This window comes from Sphaerisporangium perillae, from assembly GCF_023276435.1.
Lineage (GTDB): Bacteria > Actinomycetota > Actinomycetes > Streptosporangiales > Streptosporangiaceae > Sphaerisporangium > Sphaerisporangium perillae.
In genome coordinates this window covers 20,452-27,493 of the sequence record NZ_JALLPO010000010.1, presented here as the reverse complement: position 1 = coordinate 27,493, position 7,042 = coordinate 20,452, and the positions used below count along the sequence as shown (strand labels likewise).

Here is a 7,042-nt window from a genome sequence, read left to right as displayed (position 1 = left end):
GCGGGGTGGGCCGGGCTCGCGTCCCGCGGGCACCGGCCCGTTTCCACGAACGGACCCCCGCCGCTCACACCGGCCCGTTTCCACGAACGGACCCCCGCCGCTCACACCGGCCCGTTTCCACGAACGGACCCCCGCCGCTCACACCGCCCCGTTCCCGCGAACGGGCCCCGCTCAGGCCGGCACGGCCCGCGCTACCGTCTCGCGCAGCGGCCGGAGGGCGCTGTGGGCGCATCCCGATCTCGGCGAGCTGCGGCTGGCGTACGAGACCTTCACGCTGTCCGACGGCGAGGACCAGCGCCTGGTCGTCTACCTGCCCGCAGGCGAGGCCACGTCCGCGGTGCTCGACCGCCTCGCCGGACGCCGGCCCGGCGGCTCCGCGCGGTGGTCGGCTGACACCGCGTCCGTCGTTCTCGCGTAACGGCTCTTCCGGGCGGATCTCTGCTGGTATTCTCCTGCACGGTCAAGACGGTCGCGGGGGTCTGATTCCGGCTTCGACGAGCTGAGATGGCGCTCTCGGGGGCCCCGTGGGGGTGGGCCGTGGGTCGTTCCGTCTTACCAAGAGGGCAACGGTGCATATCGGGATGAACCGGCCGGAATGGTATATAAGTGCGACGGCGCAGGGAAACGTCGCATAAGTGTAGGAAGACGACTGTGGCCCGCGAGGCTTGATTATTGCTACGATATGGAAACCCTGACAAGACATTCTGGCGCTGGTTTCGCATGATGACGCTTGTGACTGCTGGTACAGCAGGGACTCGGTCGGCACCAGGCGTTCCCGGGGCAGATTTCCGACATGCCGGGGTGCAGAGGACCTCGACGCGAGGCAGGGGAGATGAACCGGCGTTCTTCTCAATTACCCTGTACAGCGAGCCGACCTGTGAAATAACGTAACTGAACTGAAATCGCCGGGCCAAGATCCGGGCGATACCGTCATCGCACACCTGTGCGGATGAGATCAGGAGACCCCCCAATGACGTCCGGAAACGGAGCGGACCCAGCGGGCGTGGCGCCCGGCACGAGCTGGGTTCCGTCGGCGTTCCCGGATGCTCTCGCGGCCCTCGGCCGGGCGGTGATGCCATGACGGTACGACTTCTCACGAACATCGGCCGGCTCTGGACCGGCAATGACGTCTGCAGCAATGCCGCGATCCTCGTTCACAACGACCGCATCGCCTGGGTCGGCCGTGCCGCCGACCTTCCGCAGAGCGTGCCCGGAGTCGTGGACGACATCGTCGACGTCGATCACGTCGAGAACCTCGGCGGCGCCCTCGTGACGCCGGGCCTCATCGACGCGCACACCCACCCGGTCTACGCGGGCAACCGGTACGCCGAGCTGGCCATGCGCTCCGGCGGCTCCACGCCGAGCGCGATCACCGCCGCCGGCGGGGGCATCGGCTCCACCGTCACGGTGACCCGCGGCACCGACCCGTGGACCCTTTGCAACGGCGTGCGAGAGCGCCTGCGTGACTGGCTGCTCAACGGCACCACGACCGTCGAGGCCAAGACCGGCTACCACCTCACCCGCGACGGCGAGCTGGCCGACGTGCGGCTGCTGCGCGAGCTCGAGAAAGAGCCGATGATGCCGCGGGTGCACGTCACCTTCCTCGCCGCCCACGTGGTGCCGCCGGAGTACTTCGGCCGCCAGCGCGACTACGTCGAGGCCGTCGGCTCCTGGTGCGCGGACGCCGCCGCGGCGGGCGCCGACGGCGTCGACGTCTACTGCGACGACGGCCACTTCACCACCGACGAGGCCCGCTGGGTGCTCGCCTCCGGCCGCAACGTCGGCCTGCTTCCGCGCATCCACGCCGGTGCCCACAAGCGGCGCGGCGCCGTCCAGCTCGCCGCGGAGCTCGGCTGCGCGTCGGCCGACCTGCTGCACAACACCTCCGACGAGGACATCGCCCTCCTCGCGCGCTACGGCGTGCCCGCGGTGGTCTGCCCGGGAACGGCGCTCCAGCAGGGCAACCTGCCTCCCGTCCGGCGGATGCTCGCCCAAGGCGTCACGGTCGCGCTCGGCAGCGACCACAACCCCGGCCACTGCGGCATCACCTCGATGTCCCTGGTGATCAGCCTCGCCGTGGCGGCGTTCGGCATCAGCGTCGGCGACGCCCTCCGGGCCGCCACGCTCGGCGGCGCCACCGTCCTCGGCGCTCCAGACCGCGGCGTGCTCACGCCCGGCCGCCTCGCCGACATCGTCCAGTGGGACGCCGACCACGAAGGCGCCTTCGCCTGGGGCTTCGGCCTCAAGCCCCGTCGCGTGTGGCGCGGCGGCACCCCCGTCCAGTAGCCCTTCCCTCCACGGGGGCTCGGCCCGTGTCCCGGCAGAACCGGCCCAAGACCTGCGAGGCCGTCCCCGGGTACCCTTCGATCATGTCGCAAGCGGTCAGTGTGGTCACCGATTCCACCGCCTACCTCGACCCCGAGGAGATCGAGCGGTTGGGCATCATCGTGATCCCCCTCCAGGTGGTCGTCGGCGGGCGCACGCTGGATGACGCGGCGCAGATCGACGCGGAGGGCGTCGCCACCGCGCTTCGCCAGTGGTCGCCCGTCTCCACGTCCCGGCCCGCCCCGCAACGCTTCGCCGACGCCTACGAACTCGCCGCGGCCCGAGGCGCGACCAGGGTCGTGTCCATCCACCTGTCCGGCGAGATGTCCGGCACGGTCGAATCGGCCCGCATCGCGGCCGAGAAGGCGATGATCCCCGTCGACGTCGTGGACAGCAGGTCGCTCGCCATGGGGCTCGGCTTCCCGGTCCTCGCGGCGGCACAGGCGGCCCGCCGGGGAGCCATCGGCCCCGAGGTGGCGGCCGCCGCACGGGAGTGCGCGGAGGCGACGCAAAGCTTCTTCTACGTGGACACCCTCGAACACCTGCGCCGCGGAGGACGCATCGGAGCGGCGGCGAACCTCCTCGGGTCCGCGCTCTCGATCAAGCCGCTGCTCCACATCACCGAGGGGACGATCGCGCCGCTGGAGAAGGTACGCACCGCGAGCAGGGCGATCGCCAGGCTGGAGGACCTCGCCGTTCGGGCCGCGGCCGACATGCCGGGCCCCGCAGGCCGAGTCGGCGCTCCGGTCGACGTGGCCGTCCACCACCTGGCCGCCTCGGCCCGGGCCCGCACGCTGGCCGACCACCTCGAAAAGCGGATCCCCGGCCTCGAACGGCTCCGCGTGGTCGAAGTCGGCGCGGTCGTCGGCGTCCACGTAGGCCCCGGCATGCTAGGCGTGACCATCGCCCCCACTCCCCACCACCGGCCCCCGCCCGCCTCATAATCCCGGCCTCGATCCACAGAACTCGACTCGGTCGAGGCGTATCGGCTCGGTATCCACAGAACTCGATTCGGTCGAGGCGTATCGGCTCGGTATCCACAGAACGCGATTCGGCCCGGATGGAGGGGCACCGGGCGGCCTAACGTCCCTCTCGTGCGAGCAGCGGACAGGCCATCGCGGAGCGACGTCGGCGAGTCACGGCTCCGCGCCCTCAGCCCTCTGGCCTGGCGACGGACCGACGCCGGGGGATCAGCACCGGACGATTCAGGCGGACACACCGGCGACAGGGAGGAACCGCGGACCGGCGCGCCGGAGTCCGTGCGGGACGACACAGGCGCGTGGGGTCAGCTTTCGGGGCGGGTGCGGGACGACATAGACGCGTGGGCGTCGGGGCGGGTGAGGGGCGACACAGGCGCGTGGGGGCAGCTTTCGGGGCCGGTGCGGGACGATACGGACGCACCGGGAGACCTCACGGACCCCGTGCACGAGGCGATCGACGCCGGGGAGTCGCCGGTGAGCGGCGGCCGGCCGGTGAGCGGCTCGTACAGCACGCAGCCCGCCTCGGCGCCGGCTGATCGCTTGCGATCAGAGCCGCTCCCGTCCCGGTCCTTGCGCGTATGGCTCGCGAACGCGGTCGTGGCACATGGTCCCCGGTTCGATCCCGGCCGTCCGGGTGTCCGGGTGTTGCTGGTGCTCGGCCTGTTCGCGGCTCTGGCCGCGGGCGTGTACGCCTGGCAGGCACGGCCCCGGCTCGAGCCACTGAGTCCGCCCATGCCTGCCGGTGTCTCACCGCTACCTGCCGGTGGCTCGCCACTGCCCTCCACAGGGCTCGCGGCGACGCCGACGCCGGTGCCCAGCCTCCAGGTGATCGTTCACGTGACCGGGAAGGTGCGAAAGCCCGGCCTGATCGCACTTCCCAGCGGATCGCGGGTGGCCGACGCGGTGACGGCCGCCGGAGGCGTGCGTGCCGGCGCGAGGGCCGGTGCGCTCAACCTCGCCCGCAAGCTGGTCGACGGCGAGCAGATCGTCGTCGGAGCACCCAGCGGACCGGGTCCGGCCACAGCGCAGGCCATCGGCTCAGTGCCCGGGACGGGGGCGCCGCTCGATCTGAACGCCGCGACCCCGACTGAGCTGGAGACCTTGCCCGGCGTGGGAGAGGTCCTCGCGGGCCGCATCGTGGAGTTCCGCCAGAGCCACGCCGGCTTCCAGAGCATCGATCAGCTCCGTCAGGTCGCGGGCATCGGCGAGCGCAAGTTCGCCGAGCTCCGCGACAAGGTCCGTGTATGAGCACCGGCGGCCCGGGCCTGGGAGTGCGCCCACAGCCCGACCAGCGTCGAGAACGCACTGCGGCGCACGGCACGGGGTCTCCATCGCCGCAGGGTGCCCTGCGCCTGGTGCTCCCGGCACTCGCCGCCTGGACCACCGCTCTCGTGCTCCTGGACTGCTCCGTCAGCACGAGCCTGGCCACGGCCGCGGCCGCCATGACCGCGCTGGGGACCACCGCCTTCCACCTGCACCGCCGAAGGCGCAAAAGAGCCCTCAGCGAGCACCCGAAAGACCAAGCCGGCCGAAGTCGGGTTGGTGCTTGGCTTGGGGTGCTGGGGTGTGTGGCCGCGGTGGCCGTGGCGGTGGCGTTCCGGGTTCATGCGGCCACCTCGGGGCCGGTGGCGGGGCTTGCCGAGAAGCGGGCGGCGGTCACGGTCGAGATGTCGCTGGACGGCGATCCACGGATCCTGCCTGGTCACCGGGGCCTGATCCGGCAAGATCGAGTGATCGTCAATGCCTCGGTGCTGATCGTCGAGGCTCCGGGGCCTCGGGTCGCCACCACGGCGCCGGTGATCGTGTTCGCCCGAGGAGCCGCTGATTGGGTGTCGCTGCTCCCCAGCCAGCGGATCCGCGTCCACGGCAGGCTCACCCCGGCGGACCCGGGCGAGTTGACCGCCGGAGTGCTCTCGGTCAAGCAGCCGCCGGAGGTGTTGAGCGGGCCTTCGCCGCCCCAACGCGTCGCCGGCGCTCTTCGCGCCGGGCTGAGACAGGCTGCCGCCGTGCTGCCACCCGCTGAGCGCGGGCTCCTGCCCGGGCTGGTCGTCGGCGATCTGTCCCTCATGGACGAGCAGGTCAAGAATGACCTCAAGACCGCGGGTCTGAGCCATCTGACCGCCGTATCAGGAGCGAACCTAGCGATCATCGCGGGTACGGTGCTCGCCTTCGGGCGGCTGACCGGGCTGCCGCTGGCCATCCGCGCGGTTCTCGCCGTCGTGGCGATGGTCTGCTTCACCGTGGTCGCCCGCCCGTCACCGAGCGTGCTCCGCGCCCTGGTGATGGGTTCGGTCGCAGCGGTGGCCCTGGGAACGGGCCGTGCCAAGGACGGCGTCACAGCCCTGTCGGCGGCGGTGCTCGGGCTCATCCTGTTCGACCCGGCGCTGGCCCCGGAGTACGGCTTCGCGCTGTCTGTCTTCGCCACCGGAGGCATCCTGGTGCTCGCACCCCGGTGGCGTGACCGCATGGCCCGGCGGATGCCGCGCTGGGCGGCCGAGGCGGTCGCGGTGCCGTGCGCGGCCCAGGCGGCGGTGACGCCGTTGCTCGTGCTCATGTCCGGAGAGCTGGAGCCGGTCGCGATCCCCGCCAACCTCCTGGCCGGCCCGGCGGTGGCTCCCGCGACGGTCCTGGGCTTCGCCGCCTCGCTCGTGGCCCCGGCCAGCGTCGAGGCCGCACGATGGCTCGTGCGGCCCGCGGGGTACGCCGTCGGGTGGATCGTCTGGGTGGCGCGGCAGGCGGCCGCGGTTCCGGTGGCCACACTGTCGTGGCCGGGCGGGGCGATCGGCCTGCTGCTGCTCGCCGCCGTCGCGGGGCTCGGGTGGTGTCTCCTGCGCCGCGCGGCGTGGCGGCTCACGGTGTGCGCGATAGCGGCGGGGCTCGGTCTCGCCATGCTCTTCGTACGGCCCGTCGTGGGATCCTGGCCGCCGCGCGGCTGGCTCATGGTGACCTGTGACATCGGCCAGGGAGACGCGCTCGTCCTCTCGGCGGGGGAAGCACGGGCGGTGGTGGTCGACACCGGGCCCGATCCGGTGTCCGTCGATCGGTGTCTCCGCACGCTCGGCATCGAGCAGGTGCCGCTGCTGATCCTCACCCACCCGCACTTCGACCACGTGGGCGGGCTCGACGGGGTGTTCCGGGGCAGGCCGGTCGGGGCCGTGGTGGTCAGTCCGGGACACGAGCCGTTACAGGAGAGCGCCCGGGTGTCCGCCGATCTCGCTCGCCGGCGCGTGCCCGCATGGGTGGCGTCCCCGGGAATGAGGTGGCACCTCGGCCCCGTCGAGCTGCGCATCCTCGGGCCGGCCGCTGACGCGGTCCCGGCGGGGCCTGGAGAGGGCTCGATGGCCAACAACGCCAGCGTCGTCGTCCACGCGCAATGGGCCGCGGGGTCGGCTCTGCTGTCGGGGGACGTCGAGACCGAGGCTCAGGCCGAGCTGGTGCGCCTGGGCCTGCCCAGGGCCGACGTGCTGAAGGTCCCGCACCACGGATCCGCACGCCAGGATCCGGCCTTCCTGGCGGCCACGGGTGCCCGGGCCGCGCTGATCAGTGTGGGTGCGGGAAATGACTACGGGCATCCGGCCCCGCTGACGGTGCAACGGCTGCACGGCCTTGGAATGAGCGTCTACCGGACCGACCGGCATGGCGACGTCGCCATCGTGACCGACCAGGGCCGCCTCGCCATCGTCCCGCGAGGGCGCTGAACGATCAGGTGCTTCGCTCACGACAGAGGGCTTCGAGCA

Annotated in this window: 5 protein-coding genes; all 5 read left to right on the top strand. The window is 72.1% G+C overall.

Features of this window, described 5'->3' with window-relative positions; all coding sequences use genetic code 11:
• Positions 1–418, top strand: a 418-nt coding sequence (locus MYF83_RS11685; protein WP_443729292.1) for an MmyB family transcriptional regulator, incomplete at its 5' end; no start/stop codon positions are given.
• A 659-nt stretch (positions 419–1,077) separates the two neighbouring features.
• Positions 1,078–2,286 carry an amidohydrolase family protein gene (locus MYF83_RS11680; RefSeq protein WP_248960282.1) on the top strand — a complete coding sequence of 403 codons (1,209 nt, stop codon included), beginning with the start codon at positions 1,078–1,080 and terminating at the stop codon, positions 2,284–2,286.
• Between the two features lie 26 nt (positions 2,287–2,312).
• Positions 2,313–3,269 carry a DegV family protein gene (locus tag MYF83_RS11675; RefSeq protein ID WP_248960281.1) on the top strand — a complete coding sequence of 319 codons (957 nt, stop codon included), beginning with the start codon at positions 2,313–2,315 and terminating at the stop codon, positions 3,267–3,269.
• Between the two features lie 435 nt (positions 3,270–3,704).
• Positions 3,705–4,553 carry a ComEA family DNA-binding protein gene (locus tag MYF83_RS43700; RefSeq protein WP_248960280.1) on the top strand — a complete coding sequence of 283 codons (849 nt, stop codon included), beginning with the start codon at positions 3,705–3,707 and terminating at the stop codon, positions 4,551–4,553.
• Positions 4,550–7,003 carry a ComEC/Rec2 family competence protein gene (locus MYF83_RS11665; protein ID WP_248960279.1) on the top strand — a complete coding sequence of 818 codons (2,454 nt, stop codon included), beginning with the start codon at positions 4,550–4,552 and terminating at the stop codon, positions 7,001–7,003. The genes MYF83_RS43700 and MYF83_RS11665 overlap by 4 nt, the downstream gene beginning before the upstream one ends.
• Positions 7,004–7,042 lie beyond the last annotated feature (39 nt).